The organism is Devosia sp. Root635, assembly GCF_001427605.1.
Lineage (GTDB): Bacteria > Pseudomonadota > Alphaproteobacteria > Rhizobiales > Devosiaceae > Devosia.
Genome location: NZ_LMGZ01000018.1, coordinates 200292 through 216020 on the forward strand (window position 1 = coordinate 200292; position 15729 = coordinate 216020).

Annotated in this window: 21 protein-coding genes and 1 tRNA gene; 11 read left to right on the forward strand and 11 right to left on the reverse strand. The window is 62.6% G+C overall.

Annotated elements, in window-relative coordinates:
- Window positions 1-79 precede the first annotated feature (79 nt).
- Entirely contained in the window at window positions 80-577 is a 498-nt protein-coding gene (gene gpt / locus ASD80_RS10235; protein ID WP_056232354.1) for a xanthine phosphoribosyltransferase, read from the forward strand.
- A 34-nt stretch (window positions 578-611) separates the two neighbouring features.
- On the opposite strand, the gene ASD80_RS10240 is transcribed toward gpt, so the two are convergent.
- From ASD80_RS10240 to ASD80_RS10250, 3 genes are all read right to left on the reverse strand, one after another.
- Entirely contained in the window at window positions 612-1754 is a 1143-nt protein-coding gene (locus ASD80_RS10240; protein ID WP_156460401.1) for a hypothetical protein, read from the reverse strand.
- A gap of 137 nt (window positions 1755-1891) precedes the next feature.
- The gene (locus tag ASD80_RS10245) at window positions 1892-2485 is read right to left on the reverse strand and encodes a hypothetical protein (RefSeq protein WP_162247346.1); all 594 of its coding nucleotides are present in this window, start codon (window positions 2483-2485) and stop codon (window positions 1892-1894) included.
- A gap of 10 nt (window positions 2486-2495) precedes the next feature.
- Entirely contained in the window at window positions 2496-3071 is a 576-nt protein-coding gene (locus ASD80_RS10250) for a hypothetical protein (protein WP_056232362.1), read from the reverse strand.
- 476 nt (window positions 3072-3547) lie between these two features.
- Here ASD80_RS10250 and ASD80_RS10255 point away from each other — a divergent pair.
- The 3 genes from ASD80_RS10255 to ASD80_RS10265 all read left to right on the forward strand — a co-directional run bounded on the left by ASD80_RS10255 (window position 3548) and on the right by ASD80_RS10265 (window position 4312).
- Window positions 3548-3633 (forward strand) — tRNA-Leu (locus ASD80_RS10255).
- A 14-nt stretch (window positions 3634-3647) separates the two neighbouring features.
- The gene (locus ASD80_RS10260) at window positions 3648-4028 is read left to right on the forward strand and encodes a RidA family protein (protein ID WP_056232365.1); all 381 of its coding nucleotides are present in this window, start codon (window positions 3648-3650) and stop codon (window positions 4026-4028) included.
- Window positions 4028-4312, forward strand: coding sequence for a hypothetical protein (locus ASD80_RS10265; RefSeq protein ID WP_056232368.1), 285 nt, complete (start codon window positions 4028-4030; stop codon window positions 4310-4312). Before ASD80_RS10260 ends, ASD80_RS10265 begins: the two co-directional genes overlap by 1 nt.
- On the opposite strand, the gene ASD80_RS10270 is transcribed toward ASD80_RS10265, so the two are convergent.
- Complete coding sequence (locus ASD80_RS10270; RefSeq protein WP_082555192.1) at window positions 4309-4980, reverse strand: RluA family pseudouridine synthase; 672 nt, start codon at window positions 4978-4980, stop codon at window positions 4309-4311. The two genes, ASD80_RS10265 and ASD80_RS10270, sit on opposite strands and share 4 nt — an antisense overlap.
- Window positions 4981-5123: 143 nt before the next feature.
- On the opposite strand from ASD80_RS10270, the gene ASD80_RS10275 reads away from it, so the two are divergent.
- The gene (locus ASD80_RS10275) at window positions 5124-5306 is read left to right on the forward strand and encodes a CsbD family protein (protein WP_056232373.1); all 183 of its coding nucleotides are present in this window, start codon (window positions 5124-5126) and stop codon (window positions 5304-5306) included.
- Window positions 5307-5362: 56 nt separating this feature from the next.
- On the opposite strand, the gene ASD80_RS10280 is transcribed toward ASD80_RS10275, so the two are convergent.
- Window positions 5363-5890 carry a dihydrofolate reductase family protein gene (locus tag ASD80_RS10280; protein WP_056232375.1) on the reverse strand — a complete coding sequence of 176 codons (528 nt, stop codon included), beginning with the start codon at window positions 5888-5890 and terminating at the stop codon, window positions 5363-5365.
- Window positions 5891-6016: 126 nt separating this feature from the next.
- On the opposite strand from ASD80_RS10280, the gene ASD80_RS10285 reads away from it, so the two are divergent.
- From ASD80_RS10285 to ASD80_RS10295, 3 genes are read left to right on the forward strand one after another with little or no spacing between them, the layout of a single operon-like run.
- The gene (locus ASD80_RS10285) at window positions 6017-6553 is read left to right on the forward strand and encodes a methylated-DNA--[protein]-cysteine S-methyltransferase (RefSeq protein ID WP_056232383.1); all 537 of its coding nucleotides are present in this window, start codon (window positions 6017-6019) and stop codon (window positions 6551-6553) included.
- Between the two features lie 2 nt (window positions 6554-6555).
- Window positions 6556-7035 carry a CYTH domain-containing protein gene (locus ASD80_RS10290; protein ID WP_056232386.1) on the forward strand — a complete coding sequence of 160 codons (480 nt, stop codon included), beginning with the start codon at window positions 6556-6558 and terminating at the stop codon, window positions 7033-7035.
- 59 nt (window positions 7036-7094) lie between these two features.
- Window positions 7095-7868 (forward strand): MerR family transcriptional regulator, encoded by a 774-nt coding sequence (locus ASD80_RS10295; protein ID WP_056232389.1) that lies wholly within the window; start codon window positions 7095-7097, stop codon window positions 7866-7868.
- A 36-nt stretch (window positions 7869-7904) separates the two neighbouring features.
- Here the strand turns inward: ASD80_RS10295 and ASD80_RS10300 are convergent, their stop codons facing one another.
- Window positions 7905-8447 carry a gluconokinase gene (locus ASD80_RS10300; protein ID WP_244488976.1) on the reverse strand — a complete coding sequence of 181 codons (543 nt, stop codon included), beginning with the start codon at window positions 8445-8447 and terminating at the stop codon, window positions 7905-7907.
- An 11-nt stretch (window positions 8448-8458) separates the two neighbouring features.
- Window positions 8459-9232 carry an SDR family oxidoreductase gene (locus tag ASD80_RS10305; RefSeq protein ID WP_056232763.1) on the reverse strand — a complete coding sequence of 258 codons (774 nt, stop codon included), beginning with the start codon at window positions 9230-9232 and terminating at the stop codon, window positions 8459-8461.
- Window positions 9233-9466: 234 nt separating this feature from the next.
- Here ASD80_RS10305 and gndA point away from each other — a divergent pair, with 234 nt between their 5' ends.
- Window positions 9467-10885, forward strand: a complete 1419-nt coding sequence (gndA, locus tag ASD80_RS10310; RefSeq protein ID WP_056232391.1) for an NADP-dependent phosphogluconate dehydrogenase — start codon at window positions 9467-9469, stop codon at window positions 10883-10885.
- 122 nt (window positions 10886-11007) lie between these two features.
- On the opposite strand, the gene ASD80_RS10315 is transcribed toward gndA, so the two are convergent.
- The 4 genes from ASD80_RS10315 to ASD80_RS10330 all read right to left on the reverse strand — a co-directional run bounded on the left by ASD80_RS10315 (window position 11008) and on the right by ASD80_RS10330 (window position 14457).
- The gene (locus ASD80_RS10315) at window positions 11008-11490 is read right to left on the reverse strand and encodes a GNAT family N-acetyltransferase (protein ID WP_056232394.1); all 483 of its coding nucleotides are present in this window, start codon (window positions 11488-11490) and stop codon (window positions 11008-11010) included.
- Window positions 11468-12811: a TCR/Tet family MFS transporter gene (locus ASD80_RS10320; RefSeq protein ID WP_082555193.1), complete on the reverse strand. Its 1344-nt coding sequence runs from the start codon at window positions 12809-12811 to the stop codon at window positions 11468-11470. Before ASD80_RS10320 ends, ASD80_RS10315 begins: the two co-directional genes overlap by 23 nt.
- 110 nt (window positions 12812-12921) lie before the next feature.
- Window positions 12922-13512 carry an ANTAR domain-containing response regulator gene (locus ASD80_RS10325; protein ID WP_056232396.1) on the reverse strand — a complete coding sequence of 197 codons (591 nt, stop codon included), beginning with the start codon at window positions 13510-13512 and terminating at the stop codon, window positions 12922-12924.
- Window positions 13513-13587: 75 nt separating this feature from the next.
- Entirely contained in the window at window positions 13588-14457 is an 870-nt protein-coding gene (locus ASD80_RS10330; RefSeq protein WP_056232400.1) for an NAD-dependent epimerase/dehydratase family protein, read from the reverse strand.
- A gap of 221 nt (window positions 14458-14678) precedes the next feature.
- Between ASD80_RS10330 and ASD80_RS10335 the strand changes: the two genes are divergently transcribed.
- Window positions 14679-15101, forward strand: a complete 423-nt coding sequence (locus ASD80_RS10335) for a hypothetical protein (protein WP_056232403.1) — start codon at window positions 14679-14681, stop codon at window positions 15099-15101.
- A gap of 113 nt (window positions 15102-15214) precedes the next feature.
- Complete coding sequence (locus tag ASD80_RS10340) at window positions 15215-15553, forward strand: SH3 domain-containing protein (protein ID WP_056232405.1); 339 nt, start codon at window positions 15215-15217, stop codon at window positions 15551-15553.
- Window positions 15554-15729 lie beyond the last annotated feature (176 nt).

The following is a 15729-nucleotide window of genomic DNA, read 5'->3' on the forward strand; positions in this document are numbered from 1 at the left end:
CGCAACCGCCGTGGTTTGCTAAGCACGACGCTTCTCATTCATCCCGGCGCTGGGCAGCGCCGGCGCAGGAGCCCGAGCCGTGAGCAATCCCAACCAGAAGTCGTTCCCCGTCACTTGGGACCAGTTCCACCGCGACAGCCGGGCGCTGGCCTGGCGGCTGGCCGGCATGGGCACGTTCGACGCCGTCGTCGCCATTGCCCGCGGGGGCCTCGTCCCCGCCGCCATCGTGGCGCGCGAGCTCAATATCCGCACGGTCGAGACCGTGGCCGTCAAGAGCTACGACCACCAGAACCAGGGCGGCATCCAGGTCCTCAAGTCGATCAGCCAGCCCGTGCTCGATATTGCCGGCAAGGGCGGCAAGATTCTCATCGTCGATGACCTCGTGGATACCGGCTCCACCGCCCGCGTCGTCCGCGAAATGCTCCCCGGCGCGCACTTCGCCACGGTCTATGCCAAGCCCAAGGGGCGCGAACTGGTCGATACTTTCATCACCGAAGTCAGCCAGGACACCTGGATTTTCTTCCCCTGGGACCTGGACGTGGCCTATGTGGCCCCGATCAGCGGCGGGACGGACTGAGGCTCGGCCGGGCGTCCGACTTGGGATGAGCCGGCTAGCGCCTCCGCTGCCTTGCTCTGATCCACGCACGCGAGCGGCGATACAGCCACTGCGGGCCGTCCTGCCAGCGGTACCGCGGCGATCGATCAAACAATATTTTCACGCTGCGCCGCAGATCATCTGTAGCGGCGTGCTTGTCGTCCACTAAGCGAATAACAAGATCCACCTGTTCCTGTGAATTGCGGGGCAATCGTCGCACTTGGGCGAGTTCGTAGCGGGTCAGATACCGATGAAGGTGGTGGTGGGGATTGGGCGGCGCCGGCCAGTTAAGGAAGTTTCCGAGCATGGCAGCCCACCATACTCGGGACAACGCCTTGGCCCGTTCGGAGAGGCAGCGTTCATAATCGCGGAGCGCCACCAGCTCCGGCGAGGATAGTTCCTGCCTTAGCCAGCCGTGGAAGCGGGAGGCCCTGTCACGATATGCACGGAACACATCTACGAGGTCGAGGTCTTTGTCATGGCTGTTGACGAAAGCCCAGGTGCTTGCCCTTGAGGCTAGACCCGAAAAATCGTCGATTGCCCGTAGCAGGTTTTCCTTGCTCAGCTTGAACGTCGCCGACTGGCCGTCGCGTACAGAATTAGTCAGGTTCCATCCCGCATCAACGATGCGCAGATGGTGCAGCAGGACGCGTAGGTTGATGACAAATTCATGGAGACCGTCGCTGCCGAATTCCGTCCGGCGACGCGCATCGTATCCGGCAATGATCGTTGCCGGATCAATCCGACGGCAATGGTCAACCAGAGACGCCGCCGCATTGGCACTGGCAAACAGCTCCTTCTGGATGCGTTGCTGAATCATGCGGAGTTCTGATTCACGCTGCCGTTCGAATAGGTCGGGCTTGTCGGCTACCGCCCTCCCTTCGAAGCCATGGATGGCTCCCAAAAGGTCATCAAGGCAGAGGTTGAACACGTCGAGACTGGTGAAGTACGATTGGCACCGTTCCCACAAGTCAAAGCCAGGGTGGCCACGCAGGATGGAGGGCGCATCGGATTGAAGAACGACGCGCTGCAATAGCTCATGCGGTAGGGGTACGGCAGAAGAGGCGACCTCTACCCGCAGGGCCTCGCGCGCAAGGGTCTGGCGCTCATTCTGTGCCCTTAGGAAGGATAGCCACCTGTCTTCACCAAAGGGGGCCATGGCGTGATTCTGGTCCAAACTAGTGTCGGAGGCTATTTTTCCGGTCAACAAATCGTCGTCGCGCTCATAGTCCCTCGGTGGGGCGGACTGAGGTACCACTGCGGCAGCATTGCCCTCTTAGTGCTACGCAAGAGAAGCTATAGTGCATCCAGCTCCAAATCGGACTTACCCGCCTTAAAAGCTGCCTCTCCTGCTCGATGACTGTAGATGAGGCGCCAAAAGGAATCGCGGGTTGATGCGGCGCCAATGGATAGCTCGATATCGGCTGATAGCGAGGTGTAGGTGCTAAACCAGTTCGCTTCGTTCTGATCGATGGAGTAGGTAAAATTCTCTGCCTTGCCGTAGTAACTGTCTGTCGACGGACGATGATATTTCTGTCCGGCGGTATAGGATTTTTCAAGCGACCGCTCAATTTCACTATACCTAGATCGGACTGCGGTGCCGTACGAGTCATTTTCAAATTCTGTACTGATGGCGGCAACACGCCATAGTTCGTCCGTGTAGCCGAAAGAGAGTACGACGGTTTCTATATCGGAAAGGGCCTTTGGCAAGTTGGTGGCAAGGTATGACGTGCCGAACCCCGACATATCAACGGGCGTCAAGACGACACCTAGTTCCGTGATTTCTTCCGCAGAAACCATCCACGCAAGGCCAAATGGGGCGGTGTCATCATCCTGGCCCGCAACGCCAAATGTCATCAACCAAGAAATGTGAGCGCAGCCAGTAGGCAAGATGTCAATCTCATAATGCTTCGGAGTCCTCTGTAACAATCACCTGGCCAACTGGTGCATTCGGCTCTTGTGCGGACGTGCCGCCAAACACAAACCCATATTTCTCGGCAAGTAGCGACAACCGAAGCTGACCTATAGTTACCTCACTGGTCGCAGCATTCATTAGAGCCATCGTCTGAATAAGGCCCCCGCTATAGCGTGCCGCTTCCGCCATGTTTCTGTCGCGTTCCTTTTGGGCGCCGGCAATGTCTTCTTCAAGCGCTGCTATGATCTCGGTGTTGGGGATGTGAGCCACACCTTCGATGACATAGCTAAGGTTGATCCGACGCAACAAAGAATTCCGTTTTTGCTCCAGCATGGCTTGGGTAGTTTTCAGTGTCTCAATGCGTATCTGTATTAGTGCCAAAATTGCGCCGCCGGAGTACAAGGCGGCTTCGTTCTCTGCCTCTTTGATGCTTATCTGCACTTCTGAGAGGTCAGCGTCGAGATCGGCTGTGGAAGGATCGCTACTGATGCAGCTGAGCGAAAAAAATAGAGTCGCAAAAACGATTGCGCATGCCGTACCGACGGCCAACACTAATTTCAATGTAGATCCCCCCAAGAACGATTTCCTTGGTACCCGACAATTTGTTAGTTGGGAAAGAGATGCCTGCAGAGTTGAGGCGGGCAAGAGTGCAACAAGTGGTCGTTTGAGCTCCTTTGGCAACGCTTCCGCAAAAAACTTATCCCCACCCCCAAAGTCTTTCCCGCATACTTCCACCCGTTTCCGCATTCACGCGGCCCCGACGCAGGGCCGGGCGGGGAGACCGTGGGACGGGGGCACCTGTCCAGTGAGGGGAAATACGGCAGCCGGGCCTGCAACACTGGTACCGCCTGAACCATACCTCGCGCAAAAGCGGCTCGTGATGGGCGGCCCTTGGTCCGTTCCATGTCGACATTTTTTGGTCCAACGGCCGCCCATCTCCCGTGTAACCGCACGCGAAAGCCGTGCGGCAATTTCGGCTGTCCGGCGATGCGTAACGCGTTGGCATCCCCGTCCCCCCATGCTACCTGCGAGCCGATGCGGGCGTGGTGGAATGGTAGACACACCGGACTTAAAATCCGGAGGGGGTATCCCCGTGCGGGTTCAAGTCCCGCCGCCCGCACCACAATGGGAGGCCGCATGATCGAACGCGTCGAAACCGGCATTGCGCCATCGTCCTCGCCCATCAACGATGCGGTGCGGGCCGGCAGGCACGTGTGGCTGGTGGCCATTGCCGAGGATCCGGTGACGGGTGCGATCGTCGAAGGTGGCATCGAGGCGCAGGCGCGGCGCTGCATCCAGAATCTGGACATCGCGGTCAAGGCGGCCGGCGGCACGCTGGCCAATCTGGTGATGGTGCAGATTTTCCTCGTCGACGGCGCCGATGCGGCCGGCATGAACGCGGTCTATCGGCAATTCTTCACCACCCAGCCCTATCCGGTGCGGGCTACGGTGGTGGTCGAGGAATTGCTGGCCAAGGGCCTCAGGATCGAAATCACGGCACAGGCGGTACTGGACTGATGTTGCTCAAACTGGAACTGCTCGAACGGATCAAGGCCGGCAAGGTCGACCTGGTGTTCCGCCGCTGGAGCCGGCCCAGTGTCAAACCCGGCGGTACGCTCAAGACCAAGGTTGGCCTGCTGCAGATTGGCGCCATCACCGATATGGACCCGGCCGCTGTCAGCGAGGCCGAAGCAAAACGCGCCGGCTTTGCCGATGTGGCCGATTTCCGCAAATGGCTCGACACGATGAAGCCGGGCCACCTGTTCCAGCGCATCGAGGTGAGCTATCTCGGTGAAGCCTAAAAGGGCGTTGGCGCCACGAAGGTCATGAATTCGCCCGTCGTGGGGTGCGTCAGGCCCAGTTCGGCAGCGTGCAGTTGCAGGCGGTCGGCGGCGGCGAAGCTGGCTGGATCGGCATAAAACGCATCGCCCAGAATCACATGACCGATTTCTCTCATGTGAACCCTGAGCTGATGCGTGCGGCCGGTCAGCGGATGGAGACGAACGCGGGTGGCATTGGCCTCGCGCTCCAATACGGTCCATTCGGTCTGGGCGGGGCGGCCGTTCTCGTAGTCCACGCGCTGGCGGGGCTTGTTCTCCCAGTCCGTCGCCAGCGGCAGGTCGATCAGGCCGCTATCAGCCTCGATCACACCGGCGACGCGGGCAATATAGGCCTTGGTGGTCTTGCGGTGCTCGAACTGGCTGCCGATGCGGCCATGGGCGCGCTTGTTGAGCGCCAGCACGAGAACGCCGGATGTATCCTTGTCGAGCCGGTGGCACATGCCGGCCGTGGGCCAGGTCTGGCGGGCGCGATGTTCGATACAGTCCCAGAGCGAGGGATCCTTGCCCGGCACGCTCAAGAGGCCACTCTGCTTGTCGACGACCAGGATATCGTCATCGACATGGAGGACGTTGAGATAGGGGTCGAGCGGCGGGAAATAGTCGAGCAGGGTGGGCATGGGTCCGGGCATGGGCGCCGTTTAGCAGATGGCGGCGCGTTTGACCAACGCTCGCCGGGGCGCGGCATGTTTTCTCTGACATGACAGCAATTTAACGGAACGTCCGCGGGGGCTGCCTCGTTATGCCTGCAACACCAACACGACAGGAGGTTTTCATGCACAAGGATGAAGTCAAAGGCGTCGGCAAGCAGGTCAAGGGCGCGGTGAAGGATGCTGCGGGTGGTCTCACCGGCAATGAGCGCCTGCAGGCCGAAGGTAAGCTCGACAAGGCTGTGGGCAAGGTCCAGCAGAAGGTCGGCGAAGCCAAGGACCACGCGCGCGACGCCCTCAAACACTGAGCTATACGCCTGAATAGCGTGAAGGGGCCGTCCCGGTGGGGCGGCCCCTTCACTTGTTAGGCGAAGCGGTAATGGAGGCGGGCGCAGGCGGCGCCGAAGCCCTGTGCCGAGATCAGCCTGGGCGAGGCGCGCAGGCCCGTTGGCGGGAAGAGCGGAATGCCGCTGCCGATGATTTCGGAGATGACGTAAATCTCGATCTCGTCGAGGGCGCCGCGCTCCATGAAGGTCATCTGCAGCTTGCCGCCGCCGAGCATCCAGACATTGCCGTCATCGAGGGCACGAAGCTCGGCGATGAGGCTGTCGATATCGCTGTGGGTTTCGAGCGGACCCTTCGGATTGTTGATGGGGCGCGAGGTGACGACGATGACGCGCTTGCCCGCATATTCCCATTCGCCCGGATACTTCGCCACCCAGTCATAGGTGGCGCGGCCCATGACCACGGTGCTGATGGTCTTGATGAAGTTGCGATAGTCGTGCTCGCCGAGGTTGAGATCGGGTTGCTGGGTGAGCCAGTCGAGATTTTCGTCCGGCGTGGCGATGAAGCCGTCGAGGCTGGTGGCGATATAGCCGACGATGCGGGCCATGACTTGCTCCTTGCGTGTGAAATGACGGCGGGTGTGGCGACCTGCTGCGACAGGATCTGTCAGCAGTGTGGCCGTTCGGCGGTTCAGGCTCTGGCACAGCAGGCTTTGGGGTCATAAGGTCGCCGCATGGAAACCATGGTGTTCGACACGGCGCTGGGAGAATTCGGTATCGGCTGGACCGATGCCGGGCTGGCGCGCGTGCAACTGCCGGGGCTGGACCGGGCGGCTTTGCTGCAGCGGATCAACCGGGGCGGCGCAGAGGCCGGCGAACCGACACGGGCGATTGAGGACCTGGTCAACCGGATCGAGGATTATGCCGAGGGCGAGGCCGTCGATTTTTCCGTGGTGCCGCTGGATTTGAGCGGCGTGCCGGATTTCAACCGGCGGGCCTATGACCTGCTGCTCAGGATCGGTTGGGGCGAGACGACCACCTATGGCGCGCTGGCGCGGGAACTGGGCGACGTGGCGTTGTCGCGGGCGGTGGGTGCGGCCATGGGGGCCAATCCCATCCCGCTTGTCATTCCCTGCCATCGCGTGCTGGCCAGCGATGGCAGACCGGGCGGCTTTTCGGCGCCGGGCGGGGCGGAATCCAAGCTCAGGATGCTCGAGCTGGAAGGGGTATCGGTCGGTACGCCTGCCGGGCAGATGACATTCGGATTTTGACGATGGGCCGGGAAATCGAACGCAAATTCCTGGTGGCCTCGGACGACTGGCGCGCCGAGGCGACGGGAAGCATGCTGCTGCGCCAGGGCTATCTGTCGTCCAATGCCAAGGCGACCGTGCGGGTGCGGACCCGTGACGATGTCCGGGCGGTGCTGACGCTGAAGGGCATAGTGGAGGGCATTTCCCGCGCCGAATACGAATATGAAATCCCCATCGCGGATGCGCGCGAATTGCTCGATATGGCCGAGCCGCATGTGATCGAGAAACGCCGCCACCTGGTGCCGCATGAAGGGCTGGTGTGGGAGGTGGACGTGTTTGCCGGGCGGCACCTGGGGCTGGTTATTGCCGAGGTGGAGCTTGCCGACGAGAATCAGGCCGTTCCGCTGCCCGCCTGGGTCGGGGCCGAGGTTACCCGGGACGAGCGCTACAAGAATGCGAGCCTGTCGCGCGCCGAAACGATTCCGGATGCGAGTAGCAGCTGACGTGTTGACCCTGACGCGGCGTGAGGGACTATTCAGCTGTCTTGCGGAGACGTGGACAGATGAAGACCTACACAGTCAATCAATTGGCGCAGCTTGCCGGCATCTCGGTGCGGGCGCTGCATCACTATGACGAAATAGGCCTGCTGAAGCCCGCGTTCACTGGCGACAATCGCTATCGCTATTACGGCGAGGAGGAATTGCTGCGGCTGCAGCAGATCCTCATCCATCGGGAACTCGATATTCCGCTCGCGGAAATCGGGGCCATTCTCGATGCGCCGGGCTTTGACAGGGTCGAGACGCTGCAAAGGCAGCGCGCGCGGCTGGAAAGCCAGGCGAAGCGATACGCCAGAATGGTCAAGACGATCGACCGCACGATCGCCAGACTGAAAGGAGATCGCGCCATGAAGGACGCGGATTTGTATTCGGGCGTGGTATCGCCCGAAAAACAGGCGGCATACGAGCAGTGGCTCATCGAGCGCTATGGCAGTGACATGGAGGTGCGGATCGCGCGCAGCCGCAAGGCCATGTCGGCAATGGGCAAGGACGAGATGGCAGCCGCGATGCAGGAACTCGAAGCGGTGGAGCAGGGACTGGCCGAAGGCCTGCGTCGGGGCATCCCGCCGCAGGCGGCGAGCCTCGATCCTGCCATCGAGAGGCATCGCGCCTGGGTGGCGCGTTCATGGGGCAGGGATTGCGGGCCGGCGGCCTATGCCGGGCTGGCCGACATTTACGAGCATCCCGATTTCCGGGCGCGCTACGAGGCCATCGAGCCGGGCTTCGCTGATTATCTCATGACCGCCATGCGGTCATGGGCGCGCCGACAGGGCGACTGACCGCCGGGCGCCGGCCTTGTAGGGAGGCGCTTGGTGCTACTGCCAGCGCTTGAAGGTCTTGAGATGGTCGAGCGACTTGATCACTGTGCGGGTGATCTGGTCGACACTGTCGGTGACGGGCACAACAAGGACGTTCTCCGTTTCTGGATCGGGGATTTCGAGCGTGGCGAACTGGCTGTCGAGCAGGCTGGTCGGCATGTATTCGTGGTTCCGCCGCGCCATGCGCTCGCCGATGACCTCGCGGGAGCCGTCGAGATAGACGAAGGTGATGGGCTCGCCCGCCTTTTCGGTCAGGAAGGTGCGATAGGCGCGCTTGAGCGCCGAGCAGGCGCCGACGGCGGCGCCTTTGCGGTCGGCGGCGTCATGCAGCGCGGCGGCGAGGCGTTCGAGCCAGGGCCAGCGATCGGCATCATCGAGCGGTATGCCGGCACGCATCTTTTCGACATTAGCCTCGGGGTGGTAGCCGTCACCATCCAGAAACGGCACATGCAGGCGCCGCGCGATGGATTGGCCGACGGTCGACTTGCCCGACGAGCTGACGCCCATGACGATGATGATGCGGGAGGGCGTAAGCGGCATGGAATGCAATCCTAGACGGTCGCCGTGAAGGCGCCATCGACATAGAGAATGTGACCGTTGACGAAGCGCGCGGCCTCGGAGGCGAGAAAGACGACGGCTCCGCCCAACTCCTCGGGCTGGCCCCAGCGGCCCATGGGCGTGCGGGTTTCGACCCAGGCGTTGAATTTTTCGTCTTTCAGCAGGGCGTCGTTGAGCTCGGTGGCAAAGTAGCCCGGCGCGATGCCGTTGACGTTGAGGCCGTGCCACGCCCAGTCGACGGCCATGCCGCGGGTGATATTGGCGACCGCGGCCTTGGTGGCGGCATAGGGGGCGACCGAGGGACGGGACATGCCCGACAGCAGCGAGCAAATGTTGATGATCTTGCCGCTGCCGCGGGCGATCATGTGGCGCGAGACGGGCTGGCTGACATTGAAAACGGAGGTCAGGTTGGTTGCTATGACCTGATCGAATTTTTCCGGCGGAAAAGCTTCGAGGCTGGAGCGGAACTGCATGCCGGCATTGTTGACCAGGATATCGATCGGCCCGATCTGGTCCTCGATATAGGTCACGGCATCATTGATGCTGTCGCGGCTGGTGACATCGAAGGCCACTGCATTGACCGCGGCGCCGGTGGCGGCCAAGTCCTGCGCGGCGGCGCCGAGCGCCACATTGTCCCGCGCATTGAGCACGATGGCGGCGCCGGCATCGGCCAGCGCGGTGGCCATGGCATAGCCCAGGCCGCGACTGGATCCGGTGACCAGCGCACGCTTGCCGGCAAGGCTGAACTGGTCGGCAATGCTGGTCATGGGGCGGGCGATCCACAGGTGAATATTGCAGTTGTTAGAGGAGGCGCCGGGCCGTTGCAAGGGCGGATGGCCGGTGGCGCCGCTGCGGCAGAAATCTTCCATACATGAAGCCGGATTCGGCCAAAAAATCCGTAAATACGACTTCCGTCGGAGGCTCGTTTGTGGTCAGGTTCGCCGCCGCACGCCATGCGTTGTGCGCATAAGTTGATGACGACCTCGGAAGGACTGCTTGTAATGTCGACTGCGGATATCGGCCTGATCGGCCTGGCGGTGATGGGTTCCAACCTCGCCCTCAATATTGCTGAAAAAGGCTATACTATCGCGGTCCACAACCGGTCTTCCGGGCGCATCGACGAATTCGTGGCGGAGGCGAAGAAGGAAGGCCTCGATGGCAAGACTGTCGCCAAGTACGAGCTGGCTGAGTTCGTTGCGGCGGTGAAGCGCCCGCGTTCCATCATCATCATGGTCAAGGCCGGCAAGCCGGTGGACGAGATGATCGAGCAGCTGCTGCCGCATCTGGAACAGGGCGACGCGATCATCGAATGCGGGAACTCGCTGTTCACCGATACGCAGCGTCGCTTCGACTATCTCAGGCCCAAGGGCATCGGCTATCTCGGCGTCGGCGTGTCCGGCGGTGAAGAGGGCGCGCGCCATGGCCCCTCGATTATGGTCGGCGGCTCCAAGGCGCAGTGGCACAATGCCGAGCCGGTGCTGACCGCCATTGCCGCCAAGTTCAACGGCGAACCCTGCGTGGCCTATCTGGGCGAGGGCGGCGCCGGCCATTTCGTCAAGACCATCCATAACGGCATCGAATATGGCGACATGCAGATGATCGCCGAAGTCTATGGCGTGATGCGTGACGGTCTGGGCATGAATCCAACCGCTTGCGCCGAAGTGTTCAAGGAATGGAACAAGGGGCCGCTCAATTCCTACCTGATCGAAATTACCGGCCATGTGCTGGCCGCCGTCGATGAGCAGACCGGCAAGCCGCTGGTCGAGCTGATCCTCGACAAGGCCGGCCAGAAGGGCACCGGCGTCTGGTCCGCCATTGCCGCCCAGCAGATGGGCGTGCCGGCGACGGCCATCGAGGGCGCCGTGGCGGCCCGCTCGATCTCGGCGCGCAAGGACGAGCGCGTTGCGGCCGAGGCCATCTACGGAAAGCCGGTCCGTGCCAGGACCGATGTGACGCTGGCCGATCTCGAAAAGGCGCTGCTGGCCGGCAAGATCGTCTCCTATGCGCAGGGTTTCGCGGTTATCGCCAAGGCCTCGGAGGAGAATGGCTGGAACCTGCCGCTGGCGACCATCGCCAAGATCTGGCGGGCCGGCTGCATCATCCGCTCGCGGTTCCTCGACCAGATGAGTTCGGCTTATGCCAAGGGCGGCAATGTCAATCTGCTGGTGGTGCCCGATTTCGTTGAGATCATGAAGGACAGCCATCCGAGCCTGCGCAAGGTGGTGGCCGCCGCTGCCGTCGGCGAATTCCCGATGATCTGCCTCTCGGCGGCGCTGAGCTATTTTGACAGCTACCGCCAGGCACAGGGCACGGCCAACCTGATCCAGGGCCAGCGCGACTTTTTTGGGGCGCATGGGTTCGAGATCGTGGGCCGGGGGGCCGATCTGCATGGGACCTGGCCGTCGACGCTGGGGAAGTAGGGCTGGTGTGAAACCGAGATTGGGGCTCCGCGCAAGCGGGGCCCATTTTTGCTTGGGTTTGGTGCCACGCCCTCGTGGTTCGAGGCTCGTGAAGAACTCGCACCTCACCATGAGGGCGTGGCTCAGAGCGCTCGGAACATCACATAGCTGTCCACGTAGCCGTGGACAGGGTGGTTGAACGCCTGGGGCAGGGTGCCGACGATGGCGAAGCCCAGCTTTTGCCATAGCGCCACGGCGCCGGCATTGGTGGAGACGACGTGGTTGAACTGCATGGCGCGGAAGCCGCGTTCTTTCGCCCGCACCAGCGAATGCTCGCACATGGCGCGGGCCACGCCTTTGCCCCGGGCCGCCGGGGCGGTCATATAGCCGCAATTGGCGACGTGGGCGCCGCCGCCGGCCTGGTTGGCCATCAGGTAGTAGGTGCCGAGGATCACGCCATTCTCCTCGGCGACGAAAACCTCGTGTGACGGGGCGAACCAGTAGGCGCGAACCCCCGCCGAATCGAGATCGCGGGCGATAGCATAGGTTTCGCCGGTTGCCAGCGTCGGCGCGACGATGGCGAGGATGGCGACGTGGTCGGCTTCAGTGGCGGGGCGAATCTGCATCGGGATCGTCGGCATCGTCGTCGATGGGGGGAACCCTGATCTGGCCCGGCGGGGCCATGTCGGGAACAACAGGCTTGTTGGCGATGGAGGGGCGATGGCCCAGCTCGAACCGCCATGCCGCCACAGTGAAGATGACCAGCGCGGCCGTCACGCAGATCGCTGCCGCGAGGAACGGTGCGCCGGGGAAATAGCCGGGCGAGTCCGCGGCCGTGGTGAAATAGGAAAAAATCTGCGTCGCGGCGAGCGGGCCGATGATGGTGGCCAGCGAATTGGCGGCATTGACGGCGCCCTGCAACTCGCCCTGGGCGTTGTCCGGCACCTGCCGCGACAGCACGCCATTGATGGCCGGGGCGGCCAGGCCGCTGATGGCGCCCACCATGATGAAAGCGTAGAGGTAGAAGACCTGATCGGTGAAGGCGACACCGGCAAAGGCGACGATGGCGGCGAGCAGGCCCAGCATGGCGACCGGCGGTTCGCCGACGCGCTTGACCATGGGGCCGACGACGAAGGCCTGGCAGATGGCAAAGCCGATGCCGAAGGCGCCGAGGGCGCGGCCGATATTGGAGGAGGTGAACTGGAACACTTCCACGGTGAAATAGCTGAACACCGTGGGCAGCGCCTGTGCCGCCAGCGAGAAGGAAAACAGCACGGCCAGCAGCCACAGCACGACCGGATATTGCTTGAGGGCAAGGATGGCGCCGAAGGGATTGGCGCGGCGGATGTCGAACTTGCGGCGGGAATGCTTGGGCAGGCTTTCGGGCAGCACCAACAGGCCGAAGAGGAAATTGGCGAAGGCCAGCCCGGCTGCGGCGAAGAAGGGGACGCGCGGGCCGAATTCGCCGAGTTCGCCGCCGATCACCGGGCCGATGATAAAGCCCAGGCCGAAGGCGGCGCCAATGAGGCCGAAGCGCTGGGTCCGCTTATGGGGCGGGGTAATATCGGCCATATAGGCCGTGGCCGTTGCCACCGCGGCGCCCGCGCAGCCGGCAATGACGCGACCGATGAAAAGGTACCAGACGACGGGGGCGATCGACATCATGAGATAGTCGAAGGTCAGCCCCAGCAGGGAGGCCAGCAGAATCGGCCGCCGGCCGAAGCGATCCGAGAGGTTGCCCAGGACCGGAGAGAAAACGAACTGCATGAAAGCATAGGTAAAGACCAGATAGCCACCGATGACAGCGGCATCGGCGACACTGCCGCCGGTCAGGTCTTCGAGCAGTTCGGGCAGCACCGGCACGATGATGCCGACGCCGATCATGTCCAGCAGGATGGTCACCAGAATGCAGGCCAGGGTCAGGCGTGAGCGGGTCGCTGCTTGCATACTTTGGGCGCTAACCTTGTGAATCCTGACCGGCCTCGTCGTGTCGCGCAGTTGACACAGGCGGACCATTCAACGCAAGGCCGAACGGCTGCAAAGGGTTCCATCGCCGGCTAGGGGGCCATGAGCGCGGCTGCGGTCACAAGGCCCTGGGCGATGTCGATCATCCGCCGGTTCTGGTTCATCGCGGTGGAGCGGAGCAGGGTATAGGCGTCGGCCTCGCTGAGATTGCGCGTCCGCATCAGGATGCCCTTGGCCTGCTCGATGAGCTTGCGATCATCGAGTTCGCCACGCGCCTGTTCCAGTTCCCGCGTCAAGCGGGAGAAGGCGTTGAAGCGGGAAATGGCCATGTCGAGGATCGGCTTGACGCGCTCCTTCCTGAGCCCGTCGACCACATAGGCCGAGACGCCGGCCTCGACGGCCTTTTCGATCATCGCGCCGTCCGAACGGTCGACGAACATGGCGATGGGGCGCTGGATGGCGCGGGACAGCGAGAAGAAATGCTCGAGGGTATCGCGCTTGGGATTTTCGAGGTCGATGACGATGACGTCGGGCATGGTGGCCTGGATGGTTCGCGCCACCTCGTTGACGTCATGGATGACGGCGACGCGCGTATGCCCGGCCTCACGCAACCCATCCTCGATGATGGACGCGCGGATGCGATTTTCGTCGACGATCAGAACTGAGAGGTCGGGGTTGGGCATCGACTGTAGCTATGCCGGTGCCCAGAAAAAGCACAAGTGCAGATTTTGCACATTTCATATGCAGCTGGATTGGGCCTAGCCCTTGGCGGCGACCTCGTTGCGCCAGGTGTATTGCGGGGAGTAGCCCAGCATGCGCTTGGCCTTTTCGATGGAGAGCAGCGTGCCATTGGCGGTGAGATTGCCCTTGACGGGCACGTCGGGGAAGACCTCGGCCAGCAAGGACATGTTGGACCGGCTCATGACCGTATCGGCATTGGCGATGATGAAAGCCTCGAAGCCACTGAAATCCGCCTGGATCGACCGGCGCACGGCCTGGGCGCCATCGCGGGCGTCGATGTAGCCCCACAGGTTCCATTTGCGGCTGCGCGGATCGGCGTCGAATTTGGGGAAGGCCGCGTAGTCTTCCGGGTTCATGACGTTGGAGAAGCGGAGACCGACAATGCGCAAGGCAGGGTCCCAGCGGCAGAACTGGGCGGCCATGGTTTCGTCCAGCAGCTTGCCCAGCGAATAGGCCGATTCGGGACGCGGATAGTATTCCTCGTCGACCGGCGCATAGGGCGGGGGCGTCTCGAAGGGCAGGCCGAGCACCGTTTCGCTGGAGGCAAAGACGATGTTCTTGATGCCGGCGAGGCGGCTGGCCTCGAACACATTATAGGTCGTGGGCACATTGTTGGCGAAGGTGCGGGCATTGGCGGCAAGGCCGGGCGCCGGAATGGCGGCCAGATGCACGACGGCGTCGAACGGCCCCTTGCGTTCGTCCACGCCGCCAAGGATGGCGGCGGCGACTTCGCCGAAATTGGTCAGGTCGATCCGCACGCTGGGACAGATGGGTTCGGGCAAAGCGTGCTGGTCGAGGTTGAGAACGTCGTAGCCATGCGCCACCAGATCGCGCAACACGGCGCGCCCGAGCTTGCCGCTACCACCAGTCACCAGAACCTTGGGCATGCGAACCTCCTCTATTTTCTCATGATTTTTGCTCTCGCAGCAGCCGTAGCCTAAGCCGGAACCGGGCGACTGCCAACATGCACGCGCATCGGTCGGTGGGTAAACAAGTGATGAATGAACGTCTCAGCAGCGGTTCAAGCGCCCGGGCGCAGAACTGGCAGCACGGTCGATGACAGGTATCGACATGACCGCTGTCGGCGGTCTCACACAGGAGACGACAAATGCTCAAGACCACCGTTCTGGCCGTTCTCGTCGGCCTTGCCAGTGCTGCCGCCACGCTGCCCAGCGCGGCCCAGTTCCTCGCCGGCCCCCCGCCGGGCGGCCCCGGCATGCAAGCTGAAGAAGACTGCGCCTATCCGCTGCACTACATGCCGCGCGTGACCCGCGCCCATATCCAGTCGATCGATGGGCAGCCGGTCTACCTTGTTCCCGTCTGCGAGGATGGGCTGATCGGTCGCAACGACGATTATGGCTGGCTTTTCGTGCAGGGCAATGTGGACACGCTGCGCCTGCCCATCGCCCGCAACGCCACGCTGATGGCTGCGCTGACTGCCGAGGGCTACGACAGCCAGGACGTCGTTTCGCTGCGTTTCGGCGGCGGCGACAGCATCACCCTCTACGTCCACCAGCGCAACCTGCGCTGAGCCCAGGCAACCCTGCCCGCTAGGATGAACGGTTTCTGAACATCGGTCTCAGGACCAGTTCAAGCGGGATCGGGCAGGGTGCTTTCAACAACCGAACTGTCCAGGGGGACACGATGAACAAGCAACAGGAAAAAGTTCTGGTCGCCACGCTCTGCGGCCTGGTGATTGCCGCCGCCGGCGCCTTCGCCGTGCAGCCCGCCATGGCCGCCGGCTACCAGGTCGATCAGCTGGCGCAGGTGACGGGCGTGGTCCATTGGGACCAGCTCAATGTCCGCAAGTGGCCGGCATCCTACTCCCAGCAGGTCGGCGCCTTCACGCCGGGCAGCCATGTGTGGGTGGAACGCTGCATCGAAGCCAAGACCGGCGCGGACTGGTGCCTGGTCGATGCGCACGACACGACGGGTTGGGTCAATTCCCGTTATCTGACTGTCATCTACGACTGGGATCTTTGATCCCACACGGCCGCGCTTCCTTCCGAAGCGCCGGACGTCGGTGATGGCGGAGACCCGGCAGCCTGCGGTTCATTCATCGCCGCAGATCGTGACTGCCGGCCGTTCGGGTCTCCACCCTCGCCGATGCGAGCCAGTGTTTCGTGCGTACCTCCTTCCCATGCTCTGTTGACTTTTCC

What these genes read in the sequence shown, in the direction of transcription:
- ASD80_RS10240 (WP_156460401.1), bottom strand. Translation starts at nt 1,754, where the DNA reads ATGGCCCCCTTTGGTGAAGACAGGTGGCTATCCTTCCTAAGGGCACAG.
- ASD80_RS10260 (WP_056232365.1), top strand. Translation starts at nt 3,648, where the DNA reads ATGATCGAACGCGTCGAAACCGGCATTGCGCCATCGTCCTCGCCCATC.
- ASD80_RS10265 (WP_056232368.1), top strand. Translation starts at nt 4,028, where the DNA reads ATGTTGCTCAAACTGGAACTGCTCGAACGGATCAAGGCCGGCAAGGTC.
- ASD80_RS10270 (WP_082555192.1), bottom strand. Translation starts at nt 4,980, where the DNA reads ATGCCCGGACCCATGCCCACCCTGCTCGACTATTTCCCGCCGCTCGAC.
- ASD80_RS10275 (WP_056232373.1), top strand. Translation starts at nt 5,124, where the DNA reads ATGCACAAGGATGAAGTCAAAGGCGTCGGCAAGCAGGTCAAGGGCGCG.
- ASD80_RS10280 (WP_056232375.1), bottom strand. Translation starts at nt 5,890, where the DNA reads ATGGCCCGCATCGTCGGCTATATCGCCACCAGCCTCGACGGCTTCATC.
- ASD80_RS10285 (WP_056232383.1), top strand. Translation starts at nt 6,017, where the DNA reads ATGGAAACCATGGTGTTCGACACGGCGCTGGGAGAATTCGGTATCGGC.
- ASD80_RS10290 (WP_056232386.1), top strand. Translation starts at nt 6,556, where the DNA reads ATGGGCCGGGAAATCGAACGCAAATTCCTGGTGGCCTCGGACGACTGG.
- ASD80_RS10295 (WP_056232389.1), top strand. Translation starts at nt 7,095, where the DNA reads ATGAAGACCTACACAGTCAATCAATTGGCGCAGCTTGCCGGCATCTCG.
- ASD80_RS10300 (WP_244488976.1), bottom strand. Translation starts at nt 8,447, where the DNA reads ATGCCGCTTACGCCCTCCCGCATCATCATCGTCATGGGCGTCAGCTCG.
- ASD80_RS10305 (WP_056232763.1), bottom strand. Translation starts at nt 9,232, where the DNA reads ATGACCAGCATTGCCGACCAGTTCAGCCTTGCCGGCAAGCGTGCGCTG.
- gndA (WP_056232391.1), top strand. Translation starts at nt 9,467, where the DNA reads ATGTCGACTGCGGATATCGGCCTGATCGGCCTGGCGGTGATGGGTTCC.
- ASD80_RS10315 (WP_056232394.1), bottom strand. Translation starts at nt 11,490, where the DNA reads ATGCAGATTCGCCCCGCCACTGAAGCCGACCACGTCGCCATCCTCGCC.
- ASD80_RS10320 (WP_082555193.1), bottom strand. Translation starts at nt 12,811, where the DNA reads ATGCAAGCAGCGACCCGCTCACGCCTGACCCTGGCCTGCATTCTGGTG.
- ASD80_RS10325 (WP_056232396.1), bottom strand. Translation starts at nt 13,512, where the DNA reads ATGCCCAACCCCGACCTCTCAGTTCTGATCGTCGACGAAAATCGCATC.
- ASD80_RS10330 (WP_056232400.1), bottom strand. Translation starts at nt 14,457, where the DNA reads ATGCCCAAGGTTCTGGTGACTGGTGGTAGCGGCAAGCTCGGGCGCGCC.
- ASD80_RS10335 (WP_056232403.1), top strand. Translation starts at nt 14,679, where the DNA reads ATGCTCAAGACCACCGTTCTGGCCGTTCTCGTCGGCCTTGCCAGTGCT.
- ASD80_RS10340 (WP_056232405.1), top strand. Translation starts at nt 15,215, where the DNA reads ATGAACAAGCAACAGGAAAAAGTTCTGGTCGCCACGCTCTGCGGCCTG.